Here is a 26,557-nt window from a genome sequence, read left to right as displayed (position 1 = left end):
TCGTTGCAAAGGTTCTGCGCGGTGAAGTACAATATGTCTAAAAGTTGTTTCCTGATTGGCCCAGCATCTCCGTTGGATCAATAGCGAATCGTCTTTGCCGGGGCGGCCTTGTGACGCGGATGGCAAAAACCTGAAGAAGCGGCGCATTTTGCCGACCCGCATCGCCCCGCGCCGGCCGGATGGGAAGGCCGCGGGCGCGAAAAAAATTCGCAGGCGCCACGCCCGCTTGGCATGATTCGCCTGCGCGGGGCTCCTGGATCGGCCACGGTCGCCGCCCCGGCCAGGCCGGCCGTCGGGTAGGGCAGGACGCCTGACCGGCCGGGAATGGACCGACTGGCACGCGCTTGCCTGCGGCGGTGCCGGCCTGTCGGTCCGGGCAGGCATCTGCCCTCCGGCTTGCCGGGCTAGCGGCGTTTTGTCGCAGGCCCGCGCCGTCATCCGCCGCCCCGCCGCGCCCTGTCGCGCCGCGCCTGCGCAACCAGATCCTTTCGCAGCGCCTGCACGGCCTCGCCGCGGCCGAATTCGCGCGCGGCCGCCTGCCGGGCCCGCTCATAGCCGGGCAGGATCCGGGCCAGTTCTTCCTCGGCGGCCAGCAGCGCCCGGCTGCGTTCTCCGGCCAGCGCGTTGGTCAGCCGCGCCTCGGCCACGGAAAACGGCTGGTCCGCGCGATAGATCGCCTGAAGCTCGGTCTCCAGTTGGCCGATCCGATGGCGCGTCGCCTCGACATGGGCGCGAAAGGCGGCCAGGCGGCGCATCTCCATATCCGCCTTGAGCCGGGCGATCCGCTCCAGCCCGGCCAGCGCGTCGCGGTCCTGTCTCATGCTTCCTCCCTGCGGCGGGGGGCGCCGCCCCAGCCCTCGCGCGCCTTCTTGCGCATGGCCTCGGCAAAGCGGATCGCGGCGGCGACCGGGGCGAAATGCTCGGGCCTGATCTCGTGCCCGATCTCGACCGTGGCATGCAGCGCGCGGGCGCAGGGCGGATCCGACCAGATCGGCACCTGGTGTTCTTGCGCGCGCTCGCGGATGCGGCGGGCGACCTCGTCCACCCCTTTCGCCAGGCAGACCGGCGCCCGGCCGCTGCCGCGCTTCCATTCCAGCGCCACGGCGAAATGCGTCGGGTTGACGATGATCACATCGGCCTTTTCGACATCGGCCAGCATGGTGCTGAGCACGATGTCCACGCCCTTTTGCCGCCGCGCGGCCTTCAGGTGGGGGTCGCCCTCGTTCTCCTTGTGCTCGTCCTGCATCTCCTGGCGGGACATGCGGTGCCGCTTGAGGTATTCCAGGCGCTTCCAGATCAGGTCGATGACGGCGAAGACCGCGCCGATCCCCAGCGCCAGCAGCACCGCCCGGCGCAGGATCAGGCCCAGCCCCTCGACCCATTGCAGATCCTGCATGGCGCCCGAGGCCATCAGCCAGGACAGAAGCGAGGCGTAAAGGAACCAGCCGCCCACCCCGACCAGCAGCGCCTTTCCCAGCGAGATGGCAAAGGCGACCAGCCCGCTCTTGCCGAATTTCTGCGCGGCGTTCTTGACCGGGTTGATGCGCTTGAAATCGGGCAGCAGCTTCTTGGGCGTCAGCACGACCGAGTGCTGCGCCACCATGCCCAGCAGGATCGGCAGGGCGATGATCGCCACGCCGGCCAGGGTCGCCAGCCCCGCCTGTCCCGCAAGGGCGCGGGCCAGGTCGGTGACGGCGCGGCCCTCGCCGTCGGGCCAGGGCTCGCCGCCAAGCGCGCGCGCGGCCATGCCGATCCATGCCGGCGCGGCCCAGGCGCTGGCAAACAGCGCCGCGAACCAGAAGCCCAGATACATCAGCGCCGATTGCAGTTCGGCCGAGCGGGGGACGTCGCCTTCCTGCCGCGCCTTGCGCAGCTTGCTTTCCGAGGCGTCGAATTGCTTGTCGTCGCTGCTTTCCTGGCTCATCGCAGCAGCGTTCCCATCTTGCCGAGGACCGCATCGGCCCAGACCGACAGGATCGAGGGTGCCAGCACGACCAGCGCCAGCAAGGCCAGCAGGATCGCGCCGGGGGCGACGATGAAGACGACCGGCAGCGTGGGCATGACCTTGCTGATCATGCCCGACAGCACCTGGAACAGGAACCCGCCCAGGATGAAGGGCGCCGCCAGCAGCATGGCCAGGACGAAGCCCTGCCCGACAAGCGCGACGGCGCTGGACAGCACCTCGGAGACCTGCGGCCAGTCGCCCAAGGGCCGCAGCACCAGGCTTTCGCGCAACAGGTCGAAGGCGAGGATCGGAAAGCCCAGGGCCATCAGCAGGGCGAGGCCCGCCAGGTGCATCAGGTTGCCGATCGGATGCGGGGAATATTCGTTGGCGGCGCCGATCAGCTGCGACAGCGATGCGGTCGCGGCCATGGCCGTCGCCGCGATGTCCAGCGCCATCGCGAAGAGCCGCACCAGCCCGCCCAGAACCAGCCCGGTCAGGATCTCGGCCCCGGCCAGGGCGGCCAGGTGCAGCAGGCTGCCGATGTCCCCAAGGGGCTGCGCGCCTTCCGCCAGCAGGGGCGTGACCGCCATGGCCAGCGCGGCGCGCACCCGCACCGGCAGGGCGCGTTCGGAAAAGACCGGCAGCATCGCGAAACAGGCCTGCACCCGGCAATAGGTCAGCATCAGCGTGGCCAGCATGGCCGCCAGGCGCGGATCGGCCAGGAATTGCGTCATGGCGCCACCGTGCCGCGCAGCCGGATCTGCGCGGCGGGGTCGATCTCGTCCAGCCCCAGCACCGGCGTCGCGATCCCGGCCGAGGACAGCATCATCCGCACCAGGCGCCTGCGGTGATCGGGCACCGCAAGCACCACCTCCAGTCCGGGGGACAGGCCGGCCAGGGTGGCCTGGACGGCCTCGGCCAGGCGTTTCTGGATCTGCGGGACGGCACTGGCCCCGGCCCTGGCGCCCTCGGCCTCGCCGCGGGCGATCTCGGCCTCCCATTGCGGATGCAGCTGCAGCAACCCCAGATAGCCGTCCTGATCCAGGAACTGTTCGGTGATCTGGCCGCGCAGGCGCTTGCGCACCTGTTCATAGACGGCCTCGGGCGAGGCGGCATTGCGCGATTCGTGAACCGCGTCGGTGATGAGAACCAGGTTGCGGATCGAGATGCGTTCCTCCAGCAGGCCGCGCAGCACGGCCAGCAGCATCTCGGGCGACACCTTGTCGGGCACCATGCTGTCGAAGAAGCGCTGGTTGACCTGGGCGCGATGCTCGTCCGAAACGCCGCACAGCTCGCGGATCATGCGTTGCATCGAGGACAGGGTCAGAAGCGCGGGCAGGTTGGTCTTGACCACCTCCATCAAATGCGTGGACAGAACCTCCATCGGGGTGACGACGGTGGCGCCGGCGATCGCCGCCTCGTCCTGCCATTCCGGGGCGATCCAGCGCGCGGCGCTGTCGTAGACCGGCTCGCGCACGCTTTCGCCCGCAAGCCCCTCGAGCGTGGATTCCGCACCCAAGGCCAGCACGCCCTGCGGCCGCAGGACGCCCTTGCCGCGCACCACGCCGTGCAGCCGGATGACATATTCGCCGTCCTGGAAGCCGGTGCCGTCGGTGATGCGGACATCGGGCAGGATCAGCCCGTAGGCGCGGGCGATATGCAGCCGCAGGTTGGTGATGCGCTGGCCCAGCCCGCGCGCCGGGTCCAGCGCGCTGACGATCAGCCCCGCACCGATCTCGGCGCAGATCTCGTCGGTGTCCAGCACGTCGCCGATGCGGGTCGGCGCAGGTGCGGCGTTCCGGGGCTCGTCCGGCGCGGCCCTGGGGGCCGCCTTGTCCTGGCGGGCGCGGATGAACCAGGCCGTCGTGCCCAGCACCGCCGCCAGGCCGAAGAACACCAGCGTCGGCATGCCGGGCACCATGCCGATGACCAGCATCCCGACCGCGCTGATGAAGGGCACCTGCCAGTTGCTGAGGAATTGCTGCGACAGAAGGTCCGCCGTCGTCTCGGTCGCGCCGCCGCGCGACAGCAGCAGCGCCGCCGCCATCGAGGTGATCAGCGCCGGGATCTGGCTGACCAGCCCGTCGCCGATGGTCAGCTTGGAATAGGTGCTCATCGCCTCGCCCAGGGGCATGCCGTGCAAAAGCACGCCCGCGGCCAGGCCGACGAACAGGTTGATCAGCGTGATGACCAGGCCGGCGATGGCGTCGCCCTTGACGAATTTCGACGCGCCGTCGAGCGAGCCGAAGAAGCTGATCTCGCGCTGTTCGCGGGCGCGGCGGCGCTTGGCCTCGTCATGGTCGATGGCGCCCGAGTTCAGGTCGCCGTCGATGGCCAGCTGCTTGCCGGGCAGCGAATCCAGCGCGAAGCGGGCCGAGACCTCGGCCATGCGCCCCGACCCCTTGGTGATGACCATGAAGTTCACCACCGTGATCACGGCAAACACCGTCAGCCCGACCAGGAGCGAGCCGCCGGCGACGAATTCCGCAAAGGCCTGGATGACATGGCCCGCCGCGGCGGTGCCGTTCTGGCCGTCGGTCAGGATCAGCCGCGTCGACGAGATGTTCAGCGACAGCCGGATCAGCAGCGAGACCAGCAGCAGGACCGGGAAGGCCTGGAAATCGGTGGGCTTTTCCACCAGCGAGGCCATCACCAGGATCAGCGTCGCGCTGGCGATGGACAGCGCGATCCCCAGGTCCAGCAGCCGCGCCGGCATGGGGATGACCATGGACAGCACGATCAGCAGCAGAACCCCGGTGATGATCAGCGGCCGCGCCGCCCAGCCGGTTGCGGATGTCTCGGCAAGGCTCATTCCTGGGCTCCTTGGGGGCTGGGGGGTCTGGCGGGTTCAAGCAGGCGCTCGATGCTCCAGGCCGGGCCGGCCAGCATGCCCGAGCGCCTGAGAAAGATCAGGACTTCGATCCGGTCCGCGGGCGAAAGCCGCATCAGCCTGTCGCCCATGTCGGCCGGCAGCGGCTCGCCATAAAGCAGCCGGTCGGTCGCCTCGCGGATCAGGCCGTCGCGGGTCGGCGCCCCGTCCGGGCCGGGTCCGGCGGCAAGTGCCGCGGACAGGATCAGCACCGCGATCACGATGCCCTCTTCAGCTCGCGCAGCGCGTTCTCGACATCGCCGAACGAGGGGCGGACATGTTCGGGCGCGGATTGCCGGCCCACCTCGACGCAAAGGTTGGTCGCATGCTGGTGCAGCCCGGCGATCAGCACCGACTTGATCACGTCGTAGAAGGCCTGGTCCTGCTTGGTCACCGCCCCAAGCCGCTGGGCGAAGGGCGCGACGAGCCCATAGGCCAGGAACACGCCCAGGAAGGTGCCGACCAGGGCGCCGCCGATCATCTTGCCCAGCACCTCGGGCGGCTGGTCGATCGAGCTCATGGTCTTGATCACGCCCAGCACGGCGGCGACGATCCCCAGCGCCGGCAGGGCGTCGGCCATGTTCTGCAGCGCATGCGGCGCATGCATGGCTTCCTCGTTCATCAGCCCGATGCGCTGCGAAAGCATCTCCTCGACCTGATAGGGGTCGTCGTAGTTCAGGCTGGCCGAGCGCAGGGTGTCGGCGATCAGCGTCACCACATGCTCGTCGGCCAGGATCCGCGGATAGGCCTGGAAGATCGGCGAGGAGCCGGGGTTCTCGATATGCTCTTCCAGCTCGACCGGGCTGGCGCGGGCGATCCGCAGCAGCTGGAACAGCAGGCACAGCACGTCCTGCACGTCGGATTCGTGCCAGCGCGGCCCCTTGAGCGAGCGGCCGATGCCGCCCAGCGCCTGCTTGATCACCACCGTCTCGTTGGACAGCAGGAACGAGCCGATCGCCGCCCCGCCGATCATCATCATCTCGAAGGGCAGCGAATGCAGGATGACCCCCAGCTTTCCGCCGGCCAGGAGGTAGCCGCCGAAGACCATCGCGAAGGTCACGACAATGCCGATCATGCCGAACATCTGTTCACCTACTTCCCGGCGGCCCGAAGGGCGCCCATGTATGAGGTCAGGACCGCGGCATGGCCCGGCTCGACCGAGGCCATGATGCGTGCGCCGGTTTCCGGCTGGACGCGTGCCAGGATCTGCGCGGCGAAATCCGGCGGCAGGTTCGACAGGACCATGGCCGCCTGTTCCGGCTTCATCTGGTCGTAGACCGCGATCAGCCGTGCGATGTCCTCGGTCTGCGCCTGGCTTTGGCCCCGGTTGTTCTGGGCGATCTGCTGCTTGATCTTGCGCAGTTCGATAAGCCGCTCGGTCAGCCGCCTTTCGGCCGAGGCGATCTCGGCCTTGCGACGCTCGATGTCCTGCATGTAGCGGTCGATGCGCAAGGCGCGTTCGCGCAGCGTCTCGGCCAAGGCCACCGCTTCGGGGACATCGGTGCAGCCGGCCATCAGCTCGGACGGCACGGCATGGGCCGACAGGCGCGACAGCCCGTCCATCAGCATCGCCGCCTGGCCGGCCGCGGCCAGGATCATCACGCCGCCCAGGATCGACAGGACCGGCTTACGCATCGGCCACCGCTCCCTCGCGCCGCCGGCGGCGTTGCAGCCGGTTCGGCCGCTGCGGGCCGGGCTCGGCGAATTTCTGCTGGAGCATCCAGAAGGCGCGTTCCTGCTTGGCGCGCTCGATCTCGTCGGCAAGGGCCTGGGTGGCGGCGGTGGCCTCGGCCTTGGCCAGCAGGATGGATTTCTCCAGCCGGCCGATCTCGCTGGTCATGACGGCGATGGCGCCGCCCAGGCCGGTCTCCAGGTCGTTCAGCTTGCGCAGCCGGCGGGCCAGCATGAAGCAGAATCCCGACAGCCCGATGGTGAAGGTGATCAGAACGACCTGTAAAAGCTGCGCAATCGTCATTGGATCCTGAACTCCGTGATGAGGACATCGGTGAACGCCTCCTTGCCCAGGACGAAGACGGCACGCGTCGCCAGCTCGTCGCGGACGATGTCCAATATTCCGCGCTTTTCGAAAGCCGCGGGGTCTATGTCGGTGAGAAAGCCGTTGAAGCTGTCCAGCAGGCGCGGGATCAGGTGCTCGACCTCGGCGCGGCGGTTCTGGTCGGTCTCGATCTTGACCGTCATCACCAGGGTCCGCGCCCGCGGCCCGGCCAGCGTCAGCACGATCTGGGGAATGTCGACGAAAGCCACGGCCGGCGCGGCCACGGGCTGCACCTTTTCCTGCCTGGGCGCCAGAAGCGACATGGGCGACCAGAAGCCAAGCCAGGTCGAGGCGAAGCCCGCCCCGCCCAGGACAAGGGCCAGCCCCAGCGGCAGCAGGATGCGCTTGATCCCCCCGCCGGTTTTTTCTTCCGCGTTGATGTCGGCGACATCGGTCATGGTGATTCTCCGTCCGTCCGGGGACTGGATATCACCAGCGGGCTAACCAATTCTTAATCGCCCCCGTGCCATGAAGGTCGCGACAAGGATCACGGCGATTCGAAGGGGACGGTTTTGCTGAAGCTGCAGGACTACTGGCGCGAAAGAAGCGCAAGACAAAGGGCCGTGCTGGCGGCTGCCTTCCTGTTCACCTTTGCCGCCATTGCCGGGCTTTCCTGGCTGGCCAGCCGGCCCGGCATGGCGCTGCTGTATTCGGGGCTGGATTCGCAGCAATCCGGCGCCGTCATGGCCGCGGTCGAGAAATCCGGCGTCCCCTATCAGATCCGGGGCGATTCGATCTGGGTCGCGGAGAGCCGGCGCGACGAGTTGCGCATGATGCTGGCCGGCGAGGGGCTGCCCTCGGCCGGGGGCAAGGGCTATGAAATCCTGGACGGCATGTCGGGCTTCGGCACCACCTCGCAGATGTTCGACGCCGCCTATTGGCGCGCCAAGGAGGGCGAGCTGGCCCGCACCATCCTGGCCCTGCCGAACGTCAAGGCGGCGCGCGTGCACCTGGCGGTCCCGCAGGGCCGCGGCTATCGGCGCGAGGCCGAGGCGACCGCCTCGGTCACGCTGACGACCGACGGCACGCCGATCAACCGCAGCCAGGCCAAGGCGCTGAAGTTCCTGGTTTCCTCGGGCGTGCCGGGCATGTCGGCGGACCGGGTGGCGGTGATCGACAGCGAACGCGGCGTCATTTCCTCGGGCGAGGATTTCGCCGGCGAGGACCGCGAGGCCGAGATGAAGCGCAATGTCGAGCGCATCCTGGCCGCGCATGTCGGCCATGGCAACGCCATCGTCGAGCTGCACCTGGACGTGGTCAACGAATCCGAACTGCTGACCGAGCAGCGCTTCGACCCGCAGGAACGCGCCCTGATCTCGCAGGAAAGCGAGGAAAGCGCCGACGAAAGCAGCAATGCGCAGCAGGGCGCGGTCACGGCCGCCTCGAACCTGCCCGAGGGCCAGGAGAATGCCGGCGACCAAAGCCGCTCGTCGCGGTCGGAAACCCGCCAGCGCTCGAATTTCGAGGTCAGCAAGGTCACGCGCGAGGTGACGCGCCAGCCCGGCGCCACCCGCCGCCTGACCGTCGCCGTGCTGGTGAACGGCGTCGCCCGGACCGAGGCCAATGGCGAAACCGCATTGGTGCCGCGCGAAGAGGCCGAGCTTCAGGCGATTCGCGAACTCGTCGCCTCGGCCGTGGGCTTCGACGAGGGGCGGGGCGACGCGATCACCGTGAAATCGCTGGCCTTCGCCTCGCTGTCCGAGGCGGGCACCCTGGCCAGCACCGGCGGCCTCCTGTCCAGGCTGGACCTGAACGGGCTGATCCGCCTCGTGCTGGTCGGCTTTTTCGCGCTGGCGCTGGCGGCCTTCCTGCTGCGCCCGCTGCTTCGCTCGAGGCCCGCGGGCAATCCGGCGCCGGCCCTGCTGGACCGCTCGGAGCCGCCGGCGGTGCTGGCGGCCGCCAGGGCCGAGGGCGACCCCCTGCCGGCCCAGGCCAGCATCGTCCCCGAGATCGACTTCACGCCCATGGGGGCAGAGGATGGCGATCCGGTCGGGCGGCTCAAGGAACTGATGAAATCGCGCAAGGACGAAAGCCTGCAGATCCTGTCGGGCTGGATCGAGAAACGTGAGGATGCGCTATGAGACCTGCCGCGCTTCGGCTTGATTCGTTTTCCTCGGGCGCTGCGGATGCCGGGCAGCTGGCCGCCGCGATCGAGCGCGAGGAAGCCTTTCAATGCGGCTATGAAAAGGGCCTGGCCGAGGGACGAGAGGCCAGCCTGGATGCGCTGACCCAGGCGCTGGCCGAGTTTCGCCGCGACATGCAGATCGGCCAGGAAAAAGAGGCCGCGTTGCGCGCCGATCTCCGCAAGGCGCTGGCGCCGGTGCTGCACGCGCTGGTAGACCTGCTTGGCCCGCGCTCGCAAAGGGAACGGCTGCGGCTTGCCCTGGCCGAGGAGGTGGCGCGCATCATCGAGCATGCGCCGGACCGCGCGCTGGTGGTCCGTTGCCCGCAAGACCTGCACCCGGACCTGGCCGATTGCCTGGCCCGCGCGCAATTTCCCCAGGTTCGGATCGAGAACCTGCCGCCGGGCCGGGAGATGGTCGAACTGGTCGCCGGCCAGGGCACGATCCTCTTTGACCCTGCGGCGGTCGGGGCCGAACTGAAGGCCATCATCGACGACATCAAGACCGAGGACTGATCATGGACGATCTTGCCAGCCTTATCGCCACCGACCAGATCCAGGTGGAAATCACCATCCGGCTGGGCGGCACGCAACTGACCGTCGCCGAGCTGTCGCGCCTGCGGCCGGACGACGTGCTGACCCTGGACCAGGACATGTCGGACGGCGTCGAGATCTGCGTCGGCGACAAGGTCATCGCGCGGGGGGAACTGGTCTCGGGCGATGAAACCGGCAACCGGCTTTGCGTCCGCATCCTTGGCCCGGCCAGCGTATCGTGATCCGGCTTGCCCTTGTCCTTGTTGCTGCGTTGCTGCTGCCGCAAGTTGCGGCGGCGCAGGATCTGCCGCTGATCGACGCGGCGGGCCTCGATGCGGTGGCCGGCGGCATCGGCCGGCATTCGATCACGCTGCTGGCGGTGATGACGGCGCTGTCGCTGGCGCCGGGGATCGCCATCATGGTGACCTGCTTTCCCTTTATCGTGACGGTGCTGTCGATCCTGCGCCAGTCGCTGGGATTGCAGCAATCACCGCCGAACATGCTGATCGTCAGCCTGGCCATGTTCCTGACCTGGTTCGTGATGAGCCCGGTTCTGACCGAGGCCTGGGAGGTCGCGGGCGCCCCCCTGCGCGACGGCGCGATCAGCGTCGAACAGGCGTTCCAGCGCGGCATCGTGCCCTTCCGCGGCTTCATGGAGCATCGCACCGACCCCGAGATGCTGGCCACCCTGGCCGAGATCGCCCCCGATCCCCAGGCATCGCCCGACCGGCTGTCGGTGCTGATCCCCGCCTTCATGCTGAGCGAGATCCAGCGGGCGTTCGAGATCGGCTTCCTGGTCGCGCTGCCCTTTCTCATCATCGACCTTGTGGTTTCGGCCGTGCTGATGTCGATGGGCATGATGATGGTGCCGCCCGTCGTGGTGGCCCTGCCCTTCAAGCTGGCCTTCTTTGTCGTCGTGGACGGCTGGGGCATGATTGCGGCCGCGCTGGTGCGCAGCTATCAATGACAAACCGTTCGCCGGACGTTCCGGGCCAGCCTGGGGCCGGCGCATCCGCAAGGTCATGTCGTTCCGATATTTTCAGGAGCAGCGAATTTGAACATCCGACCGGAAACGGACAGCAGGCCAGGTGGGGGCAGGGCGATGCCCCGCCTGCTTGCGCTGATCCTGGCGCTTTTCGCGGCGGCGCCGGCCATGGCCCAGCCCCCCCTGCGGGTCGAGTTCGTGCAGGTCGAGAAGGCCGCCCTGACCTTTGACGCCGCCCTGACCGGAACCGTCCATGCCAAGGACAGCGTCGATGTCGGTTTCCGGCTGGGCGGCCGCGTGATCGAGGTGCTGGTGCGCGAAGGCGATCGCGTCACCCAGGGCCAGCCGCTGGCGCGGACCGATCCGGTGCAGCAGGAACAGGCGTTGCGCGTGGCGCAGGCGGCGGTCGCCTCGGCCGAGGCGGCCGAGGCCCAGGCCCGCCAGGCGCTGCAGCGCGCCGATGCGATGCTGAAGCGCGGCGTGGGTACGCGCGCCGCGCTTGACGCGGCAAGCCAGGCTCTGTCGGCGGCCAGCGGCGGGCTGGCGCAGGCGCGCTCCGCCCTGGGCCAGGCGCAGCGCGCGCTGGAGGATACGGTGATCCGCGCCCCCGGCGACGCCATCGTCACTGCGCGCCGGGCCGAGCCGGGACAGATCGTCGGGGCGGCGCAGGCGGTGATCTCGCTGGCTTCGGCCACCGGGCGCGAGGCGGTGTTCCAAAGTCCGGACACGCCGCTGCTGCGCGGTGCGATCGGCGCGCCGGTGACGCTGACTGGGATCGATTTTCCCGACCTGCACATGACCGCGCAGGTGACGGAGATCGCGCCGCTGGTCGATCCCGCCACCGGCTCGGTCACGGTGCGGGCCGAGATCGAGAACGCCCCGCCGACCGCCAGCCTGCTGGGTGCGGCGGTGCGGGGCGCGGTGCATTTCCCCGCAGGCAGCGGCATCGCCGTGCCCTGGACGGCCCTGACCTCGGTGGAGGGCGAGCCGGCGGTCTGGCTGGTGGGGGATGACAATCGCGTCTCTCTGGCGCCGGTTCGGATCGAGCGTTTCGCCAACGGCACGGTGATCCTGGGCGTGGGGGTGGAACCGGGGCAGACCGTGGTCGGGGCCGGGTCGCAGATGCTTTATCCCGGCCGCGTGGTCGCGGATGCAGCGGTAGAGGGGGAATGATGCGCAAGGCCCTGATGTCCGCGCTGTTGGTCCTGGTCGCGCTTGCCGGCGGCGCGGCCGCTTTCTCGTGGCCCTGGCAGAAATCCGGCGAGGCGCCCGCCCCGGCCCCGCGCCCGGTGGCCAGCATCCTGGTCAGCGACGCCCAGGCGGCCGGCCATTCCATCCCCGGCGTGATCGCCGCGCGGATCGAGGTCGCCCTGGGCTTCCAGACCCTTGGCCGCGTGACCGCGCGCAATGTCGATGTCGGCGATGTCGTCCGCCAGGGCGACGTGCTGGCCACGCTCAATCCCGACGACCTGCAGGGCGACGTCCGCGCCGCCCAGGCCGCGGTCGAGGCGGCGCAGGTGGAACTGCGCACCGCCCAGGCCACGGCCGAGCGCACGCGGTCGCTGGCCAGCCGCAACGTCGCCTCGACCGCGCAGCTGGAACAGGCCGAACGCGCGCTGGCCGCGGCGCAGGCCGCCGAGCAGCAGGCGCAATCCGAACTGATCCAGGCCCGCGACGCCGAGGGCTTCGCCGAGATGCGCGCCCCTTTTGCCGGGGTGATCAGCGCGGTTTTCGTCAATGCCGGAGCCGTGGTCAGCGCCGGCGAGCCGGTGCTGCGGCTGTCCACCCAGGACGGCATCGAGGCGGTGATCGACCTGCCGGACATCGTGCTGTCGCGCGTGGGGCAGGGCGATCCCTATGAGGTCTGGACGGAAAACGACCCCGGACGCATCGTGCCGGCGACGGTCTCGCAGATCGAGCCGGTGGCGGATGCCGCGACCCGGACCCGACGCATCCACCTGGCGCTTGGCGAGGATGCCGATTTCCGCCTGGGCGCGCTGGTGCGGGCCCGTCCCGCCGGCGCCGCCGCCGCGCGGCTGGTCCTGCCCCAGGCCGGCATCCTTGAACGCGACGGCGCCCAGCATGTCTGGGTGGTCAGCCGCGACGGCGACCAGGGCACCGTCGCCCTGCGCCGGATCGAGACCCTGGGACCGCCGATCGGCGGGCGCGTCACCGTCGCCTCGGGCCTGGCCCAAGGCGAGGAGGTGGTGATCCGCGGCATCCATTCCTTGGCTGAGGGCCAATCCGTGGGACAAGGCGTGACACCATGACCAGAGGCGGCTTCAACCTGTCCGACTGGGCGCTGCATCACCGTTCGCTGGTGTGGTTCCTGCTGATCGTCTCGATGGTGGCGGGCACGCTCGGCTATCTGCGCCTTGGCCGCGAAGAGGATCCGAACTTCACCATCAAGATCATGGTGATCAGCGCCTCGCTGCCCGGCGCCACCATCGAGGACACGCTGGAACAGGTCACCACCCGGATCGAGACCAAGCTCGAGGAACTCGACGAGCTGAAGTTCACCCGCTCGGTCACCATGCCGGGGCAGTCGGTGGTCTACCTGGAGCTGGACCCGACGATCCGCGGCCCGCAGGTGCCCGAGGTCTGGAAGCGCGTGCGCAGCATGATGTCGGACATCCGCCCGGAATTTCCGCAGGAGTTCCAGGGCTTCCAGTTCAACGACGATTTCGGCGACGTCTTCGGCAATATCTATGCCTTCACCTCGGACGGCTTTACCCAGCGCGAGCTGCGCGACCGGGTCGAGGACATCCGCAAGCAGGTCCAGGCCCTGCCCATGGCGGGCAAGACCCTGCTGCTGGGCGTGCGCAAGGAACGGATCTTCCTGGAGTTTTCCTCGGCCCGGCTGGCGGCGATGGGGCTGAACCACAACCAGGTGGTGCAGACGCTGGCGCTGCAAAACGCCATCTCGCCCTCGGGCATCGTGCAGGCCGGGCCCGAGCAGGTGCTGGTGCGCGTCGGCGGCCAGTTCGACGATGCGGCCGCGATCGCGGCGGTGAACCTGCGGGTCGGCGACCGCTTCTTCAACATCGGCGACGTGGCCACCGTGCAGCGCGGCTACGAAGACCCGCCGAGCGCGCTGTTTCGCTATAACGGCAAGGAGGCGGTCGGCCTTCAGATCGGCATGCGCGAGGGCGGCAATATCCTGGAATTCGGCGAGCAGGTCGATGCGCTGATGGCCGAGGTGGCCCGCGGCCTGCCCATCGGCATCGAGATGGCCAAGTTCGCCGACCAGCCGCATGTGGTGAACGAGGCCGTGGGCCATTTCGTCCAGGCCCTGGCCGAGGCGGTGGCCATCGTGCTGCTGGTCAGCTTCGTCAGCCTGGGGCTGCGCGCCGGGCTGGTGGTGACGCTGACCATTCCCCTGGTGCTGGCGATCACCTTCATCGTGCTGGACATCTATGGCATCACGCTGCAGCGCATCTCGCTTGGCGCGCTGATCATCGCGCTGGGGCTTCTGGTCGACGACGCGATGATCGCCATCGAGACGATGATCTCGCGGCTCGAGGTGGGCGACAGCCTGGAACGCGCCGCCAGCCATGCCTGGAGCTCCATCGCCTTCCCGATGCTGACCGGCACGCTGGTCACGGTGGCGGGCTTCATCCCCATCGGGCTGAACAGCTCGGCGGCGGGCGAGTTCACCTTTTCGCTGTTCGTGGTGATCGCCGTCTCGCTGATCGTCAGCTGGATCGTCGCGGTGCTGTTCGCGCCGCTGCTGGGCGTCACCATGCTGCCCGCGACCATGGCGCATAAGTCCGAGCGGCCGACCTGGCTGCGCCGGCAGTTCCACGGCCTGCTCCTGTGGGGCATGCGCCACCAATGGCTGACCATCGCCATCACGCTGGCCGTGTTCTCGGTTTCGGTCGTGGGCATGCGCTTCGTCGAGCAGCAGTTCTTCCCTACCTCGGACCGGACCGAGATCATCGTGGACGTGACCGAGCGCGCCAATGCCTCGATCGGCAAGACCGACGCCGACATGGCCCGGATCGAGGCGATGCTGGCCGAGGAACCGGACGCGCAGTTCTGGACCACCTATGTCGGCCGCGGCGCGCCGCGCTTCATCCTGTCGATGGACGTGCCCACGCCCGGTCCCTACATGGGCCAGATCGTGATCCAGACCCCGGACCTGGCGGCGCGCGACCGGCTCAAGGCGCGGCTGGCCGAATTCGCCGGGCGCGAACTGGTCGGTACCGACATCTATGTCAAGAACCTCGAGATCGGGCCGCCGGTGGGCAAGCCGGTGCAATACCGCGTCTCGTCGCCCGACCCGGAACAGGCGCGCGACGCGGCGCGCGAACTGGCCGCGGTGCTGGCGACCGAGCCGCGGCTGCGCGACATCGCGCTGGACTGGAACGAACCCGCCCGCGTGGTGCGGCTGCAGGTGAACCAGGACCAGGCCCGCCGGCTGGGCCTGACCAACGAGGACATCTCGGGCGCGCTTTCGGGCACCTTCAACGGCCGGACCATCACCCAGCTGCGCGACGGCATCTTCCTGATCGACGTCGTCGCCCGCGGCTCGCAGGCGGATCGCGAATCGCTGGAATCGATCCAGAACCTGCAACTGGCGACGCCGACCGGGATGCCGATCCCGCTCGCCTCGCTGGCCAAGCTGGAATACGATACCGAGCAGCCGCTGATCATGCAGCGCGACGGATTGCCGACGGTGACGGTCAAGGCCGCCATCGCCAGCAAGGACCAGCCCGCCACGCTGGTCGAGGCGCTGGCCGAAAAGGTCGCACGCTTCCAGGCCGGCCTGCCGCCCGGCGTCAAGGTCGTCGTCGGCGGCACGGTCGAGACCTCGGCCGAAAGCCAGCAGCCCATCGCCGCGGTGGTGCCGATCATGCTGCTGATCATGGCGACGCTGGTCATGGTGCAGATGCAGGGCTTCCGGCTGTCGCTGATCGTCTTTGCCGCGGCTCCGCTGGGGCTGATCGGCGTGGTCGCGGCACTGTTGCCCTTTGGCGTGCCGATGGGCTTCGTCGCCATCCTGGGCATCCTGGCGCTGATCGGCATCCTGATCCGAAACTCGGTCATCCTGGTGCATGAGATCCAGGAGCTGATCGCCAAGGGGCACGCGAAATGGGACGCGGTCTTCGAGGCATCGGACAGCCGCGCCCGCCCGATCCTGCTGACGGCGGCGGCGGCCAGCCTGGCGCTGATCCCGATCTCGCGGCAGGTGTTCTGGGGGCCGATGGCCTTCGCGATGATGGGCGGCATCATCGCCGGCACGCTGGTCACGCTGATCTTCGTCCCGGCGCTTTACTGTGCCGTCTTCCGGGTCCGACCGCCCGAGGGCGACCCGATGCCGGACCCCGAGGACCGCGCCCGCGCCGCCGCGCAAGAATAAGGCGCGGTGCGGGCGGGAAGGGGGCCGGTGGCGCAATGCGGATTGCCGTCCGCGGCGGCGCCTGGACGTGAGTCCGGCGACAGCAGCCCATCTTCGCCCTGTTGCGCAGGGCGGGCAGATGCGCGGGATGCCGCGTCGGGGCCGGATTGCGGAGGCCGGGTCAGAACCCGGCCGCGACGTGTGCCGCCGGGAAGGACGGTCGCCCATCGCCCGGATGTCGCGACAATGTCCCTGCCGGAATCCACCGGGCCAAGAGAAGCGGGAAGAGGTTCCCGCAGCCATGGCGGGATCCTGGCTTTGACCTTGCCGCGGCGGGACGTGGCCGCCGCTGCCCCGCATGGCTGTGCCGCCACCGTGAAGGCCATCCGGCCGACGGGCCGAAGATCACGACCGCGGCGAAACCGCCTGGGCCCGCGCGCCAACGGGAACGGCTCCGCCTGGTCCTCGCTGTTGGCAGGCGGTGCCTAGTGGCTGACAAGACATCGGCCCCGCTCAGCCCTCGGGGTCGGCGGCGATCTCGGCGGCGAAGGCGGTGCCGAACCGCTCGAGCCGCGCCTCGTCCAGATAGCGCGATAGCTCGCGCGGCCGGTCCTCGGCGATGCGGCGCAGGGCGGAGTTGCTGACGGAGAGCGGCTTTTCGGTGCCGTCCTCGCCGCGCGTCAGCCGGGACTGCGCCTCGGCCAGCCGGTCGAACAGGTCGCCCGAGGCACGGCCAGCCAGCGCCCGGCGCGCGGGATGCATGGGCGCGACCTCGCCGGCGATGACGCGCAGGAATTCCTCGCCATAGCTTTCCAGCTTCTTCGCGCCGACGCCGTTCACCCGCGCCATCTCGTCCAGCGTCCGGGGCCGGGTCTGCGCCATCTCGATCAGCGTGCGGTCGGGGAAGATGACATAGGCCGGCACCCGCGCCGCCTCGGCCAGCGCGCGGCGCTTGGCCTTGAGCGCGGACAGCAGCGGCGCGTCCTCTTCGTCGACCGAGGCGCGGACCACCACGGCGGGGCGCGCGCGGGCCATGGCGTCGCGGCGCAGGGTGATGCGCGTCTCGCCGCGCAGCACGGGATGGGCGGCGGCGGTGATGGCAAGGCCGCCATGGCGCTCCGGGTCGGGGCGGATCAGGTCGTGGCCCAGCATCTGCCGGATCACCGCCTGCCATTGCGGCTTGGCCATGTCGCGCCCGACGCCAAAGGTCGGCAGCCGGTCATGGCCCCGGCTGCGGATGCGGTCGGTCATGGTGCCGGTCAGCACGTCGATGACATGGCCCGCGCCATAGGTCTGGCCGGTGCGCAGGATGGCCGACAGCACCTTCTGCGCCGCCTCGGTGGCGTCGAAGCATTCGGGCGGGTTGTCGCATATGTCGCAATTGCCGCAGGGCCCGGCCTCTTCGCCGAAATAGCGCAGCAGGGCGACGCGGCGGCAGCCCGTCGCCTCGGCCAGGCCCAAGAGCGCGTTCAGCCGGGCGTGGTCGGCGGCCTTGCGTTCGGGCGGGGCCAGCCCCTCGTCGATCTGGCCGCGGCGCAGGCGGATGTCGTCGGGACCGTAAAGCGTCAGCGTCTCGGCCGGGGCGCCGTCGCGGCCGCCGCGGCCGATTTCCTGGTAATAGGCCTCGATCGACTTCGGCAGGTCGGCATGGGCGACCCAGCGGATGTCGGGCTTGTCGATGCCCATGCCGAAGGCCACGGTCGCCACCACGATCAGCCCGTCCTCGCGCTGGAAGCGCATCTCGACCTCGCGGCGCTGGTCGGGCTCCATGCCGCCGTGATAGGCGACGGCGGCAAGGCCGGCCTCGTTCAGCGCGCCGGCCAGCGTCTCGGTCTTGGCGCGGGTGCCGCAATAGACGATGCCCGACTGGCCGCGGCGGGCGGCGGCGAAATCCAGGATCTGCCGGCGCGGCCCGTCCTTGGGCTGGAAGGCCAGGTGGATGTTCGGCCGGTCGAAGCCGCGCAGGAAGATCTGCGGCTGCGCGCCGTCGAACAGGCGCTTGACGATCTCGTCGCGCGTTTCCGCATCTGCGGTGGCGGTGAAGGCGGCCAGCGGCACGGACAGCGCCCGGCGCAACTCGCCCACGCGCAGGTAGTCGGGGCGGAAGTCATGGCCCCACTGGCTGACGCAATGCGCCTCGTCCACGGCGATGGCCTGCACGCCCGCGCGGCGCAGCATCGGGATGGTCGCGCCGGAGGCCAGCCGCTCGGGCGCCATGTAGAGCAGCCGCAGCTCGCGCGCGTTCAGCGCGCGCAGAACCTCGCTGTTTTCCTCGTCCGAATTGCCGCTGGTCAGGGCGGCGGCGGCGACGCCCGCCTCGGTCAGCGCCCGCACCTGGTCGCGCATCAGGGCGATCAGCGGCGAGATCACCACCGTCAGCCCGTCCCGCATCAGCGCCGGCAGCTGGTAGCACAGCGACTTGCCCCCGCCGGTCGGCATGATCGCCAGCACGTCGCGGCCCGCGGCCACGGCATCGACGATCTCTTCCTGCCCCGGCCGGAAGGCATCGAAGCCGAAGACCTGCCGCAGAAGGGGCGCGGCCGACATCAGAAGCCGTAGAACCAGGCCGCGTTATTGGCAAGCGCGCGCTGCAGGATGATGATGCCGATGAAGACCACCAGCGGCGCCAGGTCCAGCCCGCCGGTATTGGGCAGGATCGAGCGGACGGGGCCGTAGATCGGCTCCAGCAGGCGGTTGAGCCCGCTCCAGATCTGCCAGATCAGCGGCTGGCGCAGGTTCAGCACCTGGAAGTTGATCAGCCATGACATGATGATATGGGCGATCATCACGAACCAGACCACGTCGAGTATCAGCATCAAGGCTTCGTAGAGCGTGCCCATTCCATCCCCTTCCGGCTGTTCCCCGGACAGGTAAGGCAGGCATCCGCATTGCGCAAGCAGCAAGCATCGCCGCCGCAGCGTTCCGATTGACGCGCCGCCGGTCCAAGGCTAGCCCCGCAGCCGTCCCAAAGGGAGGCCGCCCATGTATCCCATGCTCCGCTTTGCCAAGGAGATGCTCAAGTTCCGCAGCAGTCCCCGGATCGGGGTGCTGGAGGCGCATGTCTCGACCCATCGCTGCTGGCCCTGGGATCTGGACCCCTGGATCGAGCTGAACAACGGCCGCACCCTGACGCTTTACGACCTGGGGCGCCTGCCGATGGCGGTCAGGACCGGGATCATCGACACCATGCGGCAGAACCGCTGGGGCATCACCGTGGCCGGCAATACCGTGCGCTATCGCCGCCGGATCAGGGCCTTCGACCGCTTCACCATGGTCTCGCGCACGCTGGGCTGGGACGCGCGCTTCCTTTACATGGAGCAAAGCATGTGGCGGCGGGGCGAGTGCTGCAACCACATGCTGCTGCGCGGGGCGATCACCTCGGACCAGGGCATCGTCGCCCCGGCGCGGCTGATGCAGGCGGCCGGGCGCGACCCGGAAAGCCCGGAACTGCCGGGCTGGGTGCAGGCCTGGATCGCGGCGGATGCCGGGCGGCCCTGGCCGCCGGTGCTGCCGCCCATCCTGCCGGACGAGCGCAATCCAGACTTGCCAGCCTGAACCGGCTGGGGCCTTATGCGCGCGGGCTGCGGGACGGGCGGCAGCACCGGCGGGCAAGAGGGGTGGCATGGAACGCAAACGCATCTGGGGCTGGTGGTTCTTCGACTGGGCCAGCCAGCCCTTTGCGACGCTGCTGCTGACCTTCATCTTCCCGGTCTATTACGCCGAGGTCGCCCGCCAGCACTATGCCGCGCAGGGCATGACCCCCGAGGCGGCGGGGGCGGCGGCGCAGTCGCTCTGGGGCTACGGGCTGAGCATTTGCGGCGTCATCATCGCGCTCCTGGCGCCGGTGCTGGGCGCCATCGCCGACACCAGCGGGCGCCGGCTGGTCTGGGTCTGGATCTTTTCCGCCTTCTACATGGCGGGCTCCTGGGGGTTGTGGTTCCTGATGCCGGACCAGCCGAACCTGCACCTGGCCATCGTCTGCTTCGGCATCGGGCTGATCGGCATGGAGTTCGCCACCATCTTCACCAATGCCCTGCTGCCGGGGCTGGCGCCGCATGGCGAGATCGGCCGCATCTCGGGCTCGGGCTTTGCCTTCGGCTACCTGGGGGGCGTGATCGCGCTGGCGATGGTGCTGCTGCTTTTGGCCGAGAATGCGCAGACCGGGCGCACCATGCTGGGCATCGCGCCGGTCCTGGGGCTTGATCCGGCGCTGCGCGAGGGCACGCGGGCTGTGGGGCCCTTTACCGCGCTGTGGTATCTGGTCTTCATGATCCCCTTTGCGCTTTGGGTGCCAGAGACGCGGGGGCCGCGCCGCCCGCTGCGGCTGGGCGCGTCCATGGCAGAGCTGGGCCGGCTGCTGGCCAGCCTGCGGCACCGGCATTCGCTGGCGGCCTGGCTGGTGTCGTCCATGTTCTCGCGCGATGCGCTGAACGCGCTTTACGCCTTCGGCGGGGTCTATGCTGGCACGGTGCTGGGCTGGCCGGTGTTCCTGGCCGGGGTCTTTGGCGTGGTCAGCGCCATCTCGGCCGCCGTCATCAGCTGGATCGGCGGCCGCGCCGACCGGCGCTGGGGGCCCAAGCCGGTGATCGTCGCCTGCACGCTGGTCCTGATCGCGGTCTGCATCCTGATCACCGGCATGAGCCGCCAGCAGATCCTGGGCCTGCCGCTGGCCGAGGGCTCGCGCCTGCCCGATGTGCTGTTCTTCCTTTGCGGTGTGCTGATCGGCGGCGCGGGTGGCGCGCTGCAATCGGCCAGCCGCACCATGATGGTGCGCCACACCACGCCCCAGCGCGCCACCGAGGCCTTCGGCCTTTACGCGCTGTCGGGCAAGGCGACGGCTTTCCTGGCACCCTTGCTGATCGCCACGATGACGGATGTGACCGGAAGCCAACGGCTCGGCATCTCTCCGCTCATCGTGATGTTCCTTCTGGCGCTGGTTCTGCTAGGTTGGGTCAAAGCAAAAGGAGAGGCCGCGCAGTGATCCGCAAATTCCTGACCGCCGCCGTGCTGGCGCTGACCGGGCTTGGCCTGGTCCAGCCCGCCGGGGCCGACCCGCTGGCCCGCAACGTCTTCGGCGCCGTCCCCGGCCCGACCGGGGGTGCCCCGGTCTCGATCGGGTTCTATTCCAAGGGCTGCGTCTCGGGCGCCATGCAATTGCCGGAATCCGGCCCGACCTGGCAGGCCATGCGCCTGTCCCGGAACCGCAACTGGGGCCATCCCGAGCTGGTCAGCTTCCTGATCGGCCTGTCGCAGGCTGCGCGCCAGGTCGGCTGGCAGGGGCTTTACATCGGCGACATGGGCCAGCCGCGCGGCGGGCCGATGACCTCGGGCCATGCCAGCCACCAGTCGGGGCTTGATGCCGACATCTGGATGCTGCCGCCGCAAAGCCTGCGCCTCAGCGCCGCGCAGCGCGAGAAGATCTCGTCGCAATCGGTGGTGAACAAGGCCGGCACCGCGCCCTCGGGCCTGTGGAGCGGCGGTCACATGGCGATCATGCGCGCCGCCGCCCGCGACCCGCGGGTCGAGCGCATCTTCGTCGATCCGGTCGCCAAGCTGGCGATGTGCCAGTCCGAGACCGGCGACCGCAGCTATCTGCGCAAGATCCGGCCGCTGGGTGGCCACGACTATCATTTCCACGTCCGCCTGGCCTGCCCGGCGGGCTCGGTCTGCCAGCAGCAGGACGTGCCGCCGCCCGGCGACGGCTGCGCCGAGGCCGCGGAATGGATCAAGAACCGCATCGACCCCAGCCGGGTCAAGCCGGTGCCGCCCGATCCGAACTATCGCCACCCCCGCAGCTTCCGGCTAAGCGAGATGCCCCGTCAATGCCAGGTCGTCGCCACCGCCCGCTAAGGCGCGGCGGCACGGCCGGCGGCGCGGCAGGGCGGCCCCGCCGCCTGCCGGGCCTTGCGCTGGCGCTGCTGCTTGTCTCGGCCTCATCGGCCTGCGCGGCCGATCCCTCGCCTCCGCCCATGCCGAAGGTGGAATATGTCGCGACCTATGTCTGGCGGATGGAGGACGAGACATTCGGCGGCTTCTCGGGCATCGAGATCAGCGCCGACGGCAGCCGCTTCACCGCGCTTTCCGACCGCGCCACCATCCGCTGGGGCAGCGTCCAGCGCGATGCGCAGGGCCGCATCCGCGGGCTGGAGCTGGCCGGCCGCGCCCATCTGCGCGACAGCGCCGGCAAGCCGCTGAAACCCGGCTGGCAGGGCGACAGCGAGGGGCTGGCCATCGCCCCCGACGGCACGATCTGGATCAGCTTCGAGGGGCTGACCCGCGTCGCCCGCCACGACACGCCCGACAGCCCGGCCAAGCCCCTGCCCCGGCCGCCCGAGTTCAAGGCGATGCAGCGCAACTCCTCGCTGGAGGCGCTGGCGATCCTGCCCGACGGCACGCTGCTGACCCTGCCCGAGCGGTCGGGCGCGCTGACCCGGCCCTTTCCGGTCTGGCGCTGGCGGGAGGGCAAGTGGGACCAGCCCTTCGCGATCCCGCGCTCGGGCGACTGGCTGGCGGTCGGCGCCGACATCGGCCCGGACGGGCGCTTCTACCTGCTGGAGCGCGACTTCAAGGGCCTCCTGGGCTTCCGCACCCGCGTCAGGCGCTTCGACCTGTCGGAAAGCGGCGTCTCGAACGAACGGGTGCTGCTGGAATCGCGGCCGCTGCAATATGACAACCTCGAGGGGATCTCGGTCTGGCATGACGGGCAGGGCATCCGCATCACCATGATCTCGGACGATAATTTCGGCTGGCTGCAACGCACCGAACTGGTCGAGTACCGGGTGGCGGAATGAGCCTTTCCGCCAGCATCGCCGCGCTGGACCGCGCCGTCGACAGCGCGCTGGCCGAGCGGCGGATCGTCGGCTGCGTGGTCCTGTTGGCCCAGGGCGGCCGGCTGGTCCATGCCCGCGCCGCCGGCCTGGCCGACCGCGAGGCCGGCCGGCCCATGCGGCAGGCGACCTGGCTGCGCTATGCCTCGGTCTCGAAGCCCTTTACTACCGTCGCGGCGCTGCGGCTGATGCAGGCGGGCCGGCTGTCGCCCGAAGACCGGGGGACGCGCTGGCTGCCGGATTTCGCCCCCGCCCTGCCCGACGGCACCCGCCCCGCGATCACCGTGGACCAGCTGATGTCGCATCTGGCGGGGCTGGACTACGGCTTCAACCAGCCGCCGGACGGCCCCTATGCCCGCGCCGGGGTCTCGGACGGGATCGGCGACAGCGGCATCTCGCTGGCCGAGAACCTGCGCCGCATCGCCTCGGTGCCGCTGGACCGGCCGCCGGGCACGCGCTGGCGCTATTCGCTGGCGACCGATGTGCTGGGCGCGGTGATCGAGGCCGCGGCCGACATGCCGCTGCCCGATGCCATGGCCCGGCTGGTGACGGGCCCCCTGGGCATCGAGGCCGGCTTCCAGGCCCCGGATGCCGTGGACCTGGCCGCGAACTACGCCGATGCCCGCCCCGAGCCGCAACGGATGTGCGGCCCGACCCGTGTCCGCAATCCGCTGCAACCCGAGCAAAGCTATGCCTACCTGCCCGAGCGCATCCGCGACCCCTCGGCCTATCCCTCGGGCGGCGGCGGCATGGCAGGGACGGCCGAGGCGGCGCTGGCGCTGCTGGAAACCCTGTGCGACGGCCCTTTCCTGGCCGAGAACCTGCGCGCCGAGGCCCGGCGCAACCGCATCCGCCAGCGCCATCCGCTGCGCGGTGCCGGATGGGGCCATGCCTGGGCGGGCGCGGTTGTCACCGATGCAGAGACGGCCGGCATTGGCCTGCCGCAGGGCAGCCTCGGCTGGGGCGGCATCTACGGCCACTGCTGGATCGTCGATCCCGCGCGCGGCCGCAGCCTGGTCGCGCTGACCAATACCGCGGTCGAGGGGATGAACGGCGCCTTTGCGGTGGAAATCGCCGCTGCGGCCGCGCTATAGACCCGCAAGCCCGTTGACAGAAGGGCCCGGCGGGCTTATGCGGCCTTGCCCCGACGGGGCCGAGTCTCCGCGACCTTGCCAAAACGGAAAACCAGACATGTCCCGTATCCTTCCCGGCGTCATCGCCATGGCCGCCGTCGTGGTGGCCTCGAACATCCTGGTCCAGCATCTGCTGGGCTCCTGGCTGACCTGGGGGGCGTTGACCTATCCGGTCGCCTTCCTCGTGACCGACATCATGAACCGGGTCTATGGCCCGGCCGCCGCGCGCAAGGTGGTCTATGCCGGCTTCGTGACCGGCGTGCTGTGCTCGGTCGTGGCCGCGGGGCTGGACAAGACCACGCTGCGCATCGCCATAGCCTCGGGCGCGGCCTTCCTTTCGGCGCAGCTGATGGACATCTCGGTCTTCAACCAGTTGCGAAAATACAACTGGTGGCTACCACCCCTGGCGGCCAGCGTCGCCGGTTCGATCCTCGACACTGCCGTTTTCTTCAGCATCGCCTTTGCCTCGCAGCTGACGCCGATCTTCCCGGCGGACGATGTTTCCTGGGCAAATGAACTGGTTCCGCTGCTGGGCCAGGGGCCTGTCCAGCCGCTGTGGGTTTCGCTGGCAGTGGCCGACTGCGGGGTGAAGCTTGCGCAGGCAGTCCTGGCGCTCGTGCCCTTCCGCATCGTCGTCGGAAATTTGATCCAGCGCCGCGCGCAAATTCATTGACTGTTAAAGGTTCTGTGGCAGGCTGGACCCCATAAGGCAACTTATTGAAAGGAGGTGGTCCAGTGTCGAGAGTGATATTGGAGAGAGGTGTCGGGACAGTCAGGGGGGCCGTGGCCTGAGGGCAGCCCCAAGGGTCGTAAACCCTGGCTGGGACGGTGGGCACCAACCCTAACCGGACCATCTCCGTGGATCTCGCGGGCCGTTCTCCAGGGGGGCGGCCCGTTCCATTTTCCGCTGCTTCGGCATTCGCGCATGCAGGGCATGCTTGGCGAAGCGTGAAAGGCAGTTCGGGTATTTATGGAACGAAGAAGCCGGGCCTGCGCTTCTTCGTTCCCCAAATACTCATGCGACAGTGCAGCCGAAGACCCGGCCCAGCTGAGGGCCGGGTCGTCAACGCAGGCTCAGAGGCGTTCGATGGCCAGCGCGATGCCCTGGCCGCCGCCGATGCACATGGTGATCAGCCCCTTGCTGCCGCCGGTGCGCATCAGTTCATACATCGCCTTCACGGTGATGATGGCGCCGGTCGCGCCGACCGGGTGGCCCAAGGCGATGGCGCCGCCGTTCGGGTTCACCCTGGCGGGGTCGAGGCCGAGGCCCTTGTTCACCGCCAGTGCCTGGGCGGCAAAGGCCTCGTTCGATTCGATCACGTCGAAATCACCGGCCTTCAGGCCGGTGCGCTTCAGCAGCGCCTCGACGGCCGGGACCGGGCCGATGCCCATGACCTCGGGGCGCACGCCGGCCACGGCATGGCCGAGGATGCGGAACAGCGGCTTGGCGCCCGCCGCTTGCGCCGCTTCGGCCCGCGCCAGCACCAGCGCCCCCGCGCCGTCGTTGATGCCCGAGGCATTGCCGGCCGTCACCGTGCCGTCCTTCTGGAACACCGCCTTCAGCCCGGCCAGTTTCTCCAGGTCGGTCGCCTTCGGATGCTCGTCGGTGTCGAAGGTGACCACGCCCTTGCGGGTCTTGATCTCGATGGGGACGATCTGCTCCCTGAAGCGGCCCTCGGCGATGGCGGCGGCTGCGCGTTTCTGGCTTTCCAGCGCGAATTCGTCCTGCGCCTGGCGCGAAATGTCATGTTCGCGCGCGACGTTTTCCGCCGTCACCCCCATATGACCGGTGCCCATCGGGCAGGTCAGCGCGCCGACCATCATGTCCAGCATCTGCACGTCGCCCATCTTGGCGCCGAAGCGCGCGGCGGGCACGGCATAGGGCGCGCGGCTCATCGATTCCGCGCCGCCCGCCACGGCGAAATCGGCGTCGCCCAGCATCAGCGCCTGCGTGGCCGAGACGATGGCCTGCGCCCCCGAGCCGCAGAGCCGGTTCACGTTCATCGCCGGCGTGGTGTCGGGCACCCCGGCTTCCAGCATCGCCACGCGCGACAGGTACATGTCGCGCGGCTCGGTGTTCAGCACATGGCCGAAGACCACGGTGCCGATGCGCTCGGGGCCGATGCCGGCGCGCTCGATCGCGGCGCGGGTCGCGGTCGCGGCCAGCTGGATCGGCGGCACGCCGGCCAGGCTGCCGCCGAAGGTGCCGATGGCGGTGCGCGCCCCGGACAGGATGACGATTTCATTGTCGGACATGATTCCCCCCGATTGCCGTTGGCATGATGTTACTGCTAGAGCCGCGATAGCACATCGAAAAGACCCGCCCCCTTGCGACCTTGCGGAAAGACGGCAGAATATGGCCATGACCCAGGATCCCCGCATCAGCCTGCGCCTGCATTTCGAATCCGGCCTGACCTTTGGCCGCGGCAAGGCCGACCTGCTGCAGGCCATCGACGACGAGGGCTCGATCTCGGCCGCCGGGCGGCGCATGGGGATGAGCTATCGCCGCGCCTGGTCGCTGGTCGAAGAGATGAATGCGCATTTTGCCGCACCCCTGGTCGACAGCAGCCGCGGCGGCGCCCATGGCGGCGGCGCCCAGCTGACCGAGCGCGGCCGGCAGGTGCTGGCCGACTACCGCGCGCTGGAGGTGCTGCTGCGTGACCAGGGCGCCGCAGAGCTGGGGCGGCTGCGTGCGGGGCAGCGATCTGCTTCGGCGTAAATAACGGTTGCCAGCACGGGCAATGG

At 69.4% G+C, this 26,557-nt stretch carries 26 protein-coding genes; 14 read left to right on the top strand and 12 right to left on the bottom strand.

What is annotated here, in order from left to right; genetic code table 11:
• Positions 1-434: 434 nt before the first annotated feature.
• From IT40_RS05510 to IT40_RS05470, 9 genes are read right to left on the bottom strand one after another with little or no spacing between them, the layout of a single operon-like run.
• Complete coding sequence (locus tag IT40_RS05510; protein WP_036751592.1) at positions 435-821, bottom strand: hypothetical protein; 387 nt, start codon at positions 819-821, stop codon at positions 435-437.
• A complete protein-coding gene (gene flhB, locus IT40_RS05505) occupies positions 818-1,924 on the bottom strand; it encodes a flagellar type III secretion system protein FlhB (RefSeq protein ID WP_036751590.1) in 1,107 nt (368 codons plus the stop codon). Before flhB ends, IT40_RS05510 begins: the two co-directional genes overlap by 4 nt.
• Positions 1,921-2,679, bottom strand: coding sequence for a flagellar biosynthetic protein FliR (locus tag IT40_RS05500; RefSeq protein WP_036751588.1), 759 nt, complete (start codon positions 2,677-2,679; stop codon positions 1,921-1,923). The genes flhB and IT40_RS05500 overlap by 4 nt, the downstream gene beginning before the upstream one ends.
• Positions 2,676-4,757, bottom strand: coding sequence for a flagellar biosynthesis protein FlhA (locus tag IT40_RS05495; RefSeq protein WP_036751586.1), 2,082 nt, complete (start codon positions 4,755-4,757; stop codon positions 2,676-2,678). The genes IT40_RS05500 and IT40_RS05495 overlap by 4 nt, the downstream gene beginning before the upstream one ends.
• The gene (locus IT40_RS05490; RefSeq protein ID WP_036751584.1) at positions 4,754-5,035 is read right to left on the bottom strand and encodes a hypothetical protein; all 282 of its coding nucleotides are present in this window, start codon (positions 5,033-5,035) and stop codon (positions 4,754-4,756) included. The genes IT40_RS05495 and IT40_RS05490 overlap by 4 nt, the downstream gene beginning before the upstream one ends.
• Entirely contained in the window at positions 5,032-5,898 is an 867-nt protein-coding gene (gene motA / locus IT40_RS05485; RefSeq protein WP_036751581.1) for a flagellar motor stator protein MotA, read from the bottom strand. Before motA ends, IT40_RS05490 begins: the two co-directional genes overlap by 4 nt.
• Positions 5,899-5,906: 8 nt before the next feature.
• Complete coding sequence (locus IT40_RS05480) at positions 5,907-6,449, bottom strand: MotE family protein (RefSeq protein ID WP_036751579.1); 543 nt, start codon at positions 6,447-6,449, stop codon at positions 5,907-5,909.
• Positions 6,442-6,789: a hypothetical protein gene (locus IT40_RS05475; RefSeq protein WP_036751577.1), complete on the bottom strand. Its 348-nt coding sequence runs from the start codon at positions 6,787-6,789 to the stop codon at positions 6,442-6,444. The genes IT40_RS05480 and IT40_RS05475 overlap by 8 nt, the downstream gene beginning before the upstream one ends.
• Complete coding sequence (locus IT40_RS05470) at positions 6,786-7,268, bottom strand: flagellar basal body-associated FliL family protein (protein ID WP_036751574.1); 483 nt, start codon at positions 7,266-7,268, stop codon at positions 6,786-6,788. Before IT40_RS05470 ends, IT40_RS05475 begins: the two co-directional genes overlap by 4 nt.
• 114 nt (positions 7,269-7,382) lie before the next feature.
• On the opposite strand from IT40_RS05470, the gene fliF reads away from it, so the two are divergent.
• From fliF to IT40_RS05435, 7 genes are all read left to right on the top strand, one after another.
• Positions 7,383-8,951 (top strand): flagellar basal-body MS-ring/collar protein FliF, encoded by a 1,569-nt coding sequence (gene fliF, locus IT40_RS05465; RefSeq protein ID WP_052095756.1) that lies wholly within the window; start codon positions 7,383-7,385, stop codon positions 8,949-8,951.
• The gene (locus IT40_RS05460; protein ID WP_036751572.1) at positions 8,948-9,508 is read left to right on the top strand and encodes a hypothetical protein; all 561 of its coding nucleotides are present in this window, start codon (positions 8,948-8,950) and stop codon (positions 9,506-9,508) included. Before fliF ends, IT40_RS05460 begins: the two co-directional genes overlap by 4 nt.
• 2 nt (positions 9,509-9,510) lie before the next feature.
• Complete coding sequence (locus tag IT40_RS05455; RefSeq protein WP_036751570.1) at positions 9,511-9,768, top strand: FliM/FliN family flagellar motor switch protein; 258 nt, start codon at positions 9,511-9,513, stop codon at positions 9,766-9,768.
• Positions 9,765-10,493 carry a flagellar type III secretion system pore protein FliP gene (gene fliP, locus IT40_RS05450; RefSeq protein ID WP_084196875.1) on the top strand — a complete coding sequence of 243 codons (729 nt, stop codon included), beginning with the start codon at positions 9,765-9,767 and terminating at the stop codon, positions 10,491-10,493. The genes IT40_RS05455 and fliP overlap by 4 nt, the downstream gene beginning before the upstream one ends.
• 135 nt (positions 10,494-10,628) lie before the next feature.
• Positions 10,629-11,684: an efflux RND transporter periplasmic adaptor subunit gene (locus IT40_RS05445; protein ID WP_036751568.1), complete on the top strand. Its 1,056-nt coding sequence runs from the start codon at positions 10,629-10,631 to the stop codon at positions 11,682-11,684.
• On the top strand, positions 11,681-12,781 hold the full coding sequence (locus IT40_RS05440; protein WP_036751565.1) for an efflux RND transporter periplasmic adaptor subunit: 1,101 nt from the start codon (positions 11,681-11,683) through the stop codon (positions 12,779-12,781). Before IT40_RS05445 ends, IT40_RS05440 begins: the two co-directional genes overlap by 4 nt.
• Complete coding sequence (locus IT40_RS05435) at positions 12,778-15,873, top strand: efflux RND transporter permease subunit (RefSeq protein ID WP_036751563.1); 3,096 nt, start codon at positions 12,778-12,780, stop codon at positions 15,871-15,873. The genes IT40_RS05440 and IT40_RS05435 overlap by 4 nt, the downstream gene beginning before the upstream one ends.
• A gap of 492 nt (positions 15,874-16,365) precedes the next feature.
• Here the strand turns inward: IT40_RS05435 and recQ are convergent, their stop codons facing one another.
• Positions 16,366-18,399, bottom strand: a complete 2,034-nt coding sequence (gene recQ / locus IT40_RS05430) for a DNA helicase RecQ (protein WP_036751560.1) — start codon at positions 18,397-18,399, stop codon at positions 16,366-16,368.
• Positions 18,399-18,692 carry a YggT family protein gene (locus IT40_RS05425; RefSeq protein WP_036751557.1) on the bottom strand — a complete coding sequence of 98 codons (294 nt, stop codon included), beginning with the start codon at positions 18,690-18,692 and terminating at the stop codon, positions 18,399-18,401. Before IT40_RS05425 ends, recQ begins: the two co-directional genes overlap by 1 nt.
• 142 nt (positions 18,693-18,834) lie before the next feature.
• On the opposite strand from IT40_RS05425, the gene IT40_RS05420 reads away from it, so the two are divergent.
• The 6 genes from IT40_RS05420 to IT40_RS05395 all read left to right on the top strand — a co-directional run bounded on the left by IT40_RS05420 (position 18,835) and on the right by IT40_RS05395 (position 24,485).
• Positions 18,835-19,407, top strand: coding sequence for an acyl-CoA thioesterase (locus IT40_RS05420; RefSeq protein WP_036751555.1), 573 nt, complete (start codon positions 18,835-18,837; stop codon positions 19,405-19,407).
• 67 nt (positions 19,408-19,474) lie between these two features.
• Positions 19,475-20,833, top strand: a complete 1,359-nt coding sequence (locus IT40_RS05415; protein ID WP_036751553.1) for an MFS transporter — start codon at positions 19,475-19,477, stop codon at positions 20,831-20,833.
• The gene (mepA, locus tag IT40_RS05410) at positions 20,830-21,702 is read left to right on the top strand and encodes a penicillin-insensitive murein endopeptidase (protein ID WP_036751551.1); all 873 of its coding nucleotides are present in this window, start codon (positions 20,830-20,832) and stop codon (positions 21,700-21,702) included. Before IT40_RS05415 ends, mepA begins: the two co-directional genes overlap by 4 nt.
• Positions 21,675-22,643 (top strand): esterase-like activity of phytase family protein, encoded by a 969-nt coding sequence (locus IT40_RS05405; RefSeq protein ID WP_036751549.1) that lies wholly within the window; start codon positions 21,675-21,677, stop codon positions 22,641-22,643. Before mepA ends, IT40_RS05405 begins: the two co-directional genes overlap by 28 nt.
• The gene (locus tag IT40_RS05400) at positions 22,640-23,773 is read left to right on the top strand and encodes a serine hydrolase domain-containing protein (protein ID WP_036751547.1); all 1,134 of its coding nucleotides are present in this window, start codon (positions 22,640-22,642) and stop codon (positions 23,771-23,773) included. Before IT40_RS05405 ends, IT40_RS05400 begins: the two co-directional genes overlap by 4 nt.
• Before the next feature lie 97 nt (positions 23,774-23,870).
• On the top strand, positions 23,871-24,485 hold the full coding sequence (locus tag IT40_RS05395; RefSeq protein WP_036751545.1) for a queuosine precursor transporter: 615 nt from the start codon (positions 23,871-23,873) through the stop codon (positions 24,483-24,485).
• 401 nt (positions 24,486-24,886) lie between these two features.
• Here the strand turns inward: IT40_RS05395 and IT40_RS05390 are convergent, their stop codons facing one another.
• Complete coding sequence (locus IT40_RS05390) at positions 24,887-26,068, bottom strand: acetyl-CoA C-acyltransferase family protein (protein WP_036751544.1); 1,182 nt, start codon at positions 26,066-26,068, stop codon at positions 24,887-24,889.
• 106 nt (positions 26,069-26,174) lie between these two features.
• On the opposite strand from IT40_RS05390, the gene IT40_RS05385 reads away from it, so the two are divergent.
• Entirely contained in the window at positions 26,175-26,531 is a 357-nt protein-coding gene (locus IT40_RS05385; RefSeq protein WP_036751642.1) for a winged helix-turn-helix domain-containing protein, read from the top strand.
• The last annotated feature ends 26 nt before the right edge of the window (positions 26,532-26,557 follow it).

This window comes from Paracoccus versutus, assembly GCF_000763885.1.
Taxonomy (GTDB): Bacteria; Pseudomonadota; Alphaproteobacteria; order Rhodobacterales; family Rhodobacteraceae; genus Paracoccus; species Paracoccus versutus.
The sequence above is the reverse complement of the archived record's forward strand: the minus strand, read 5'-3'. Positions and strand labels throughout refer to the sequence as shown.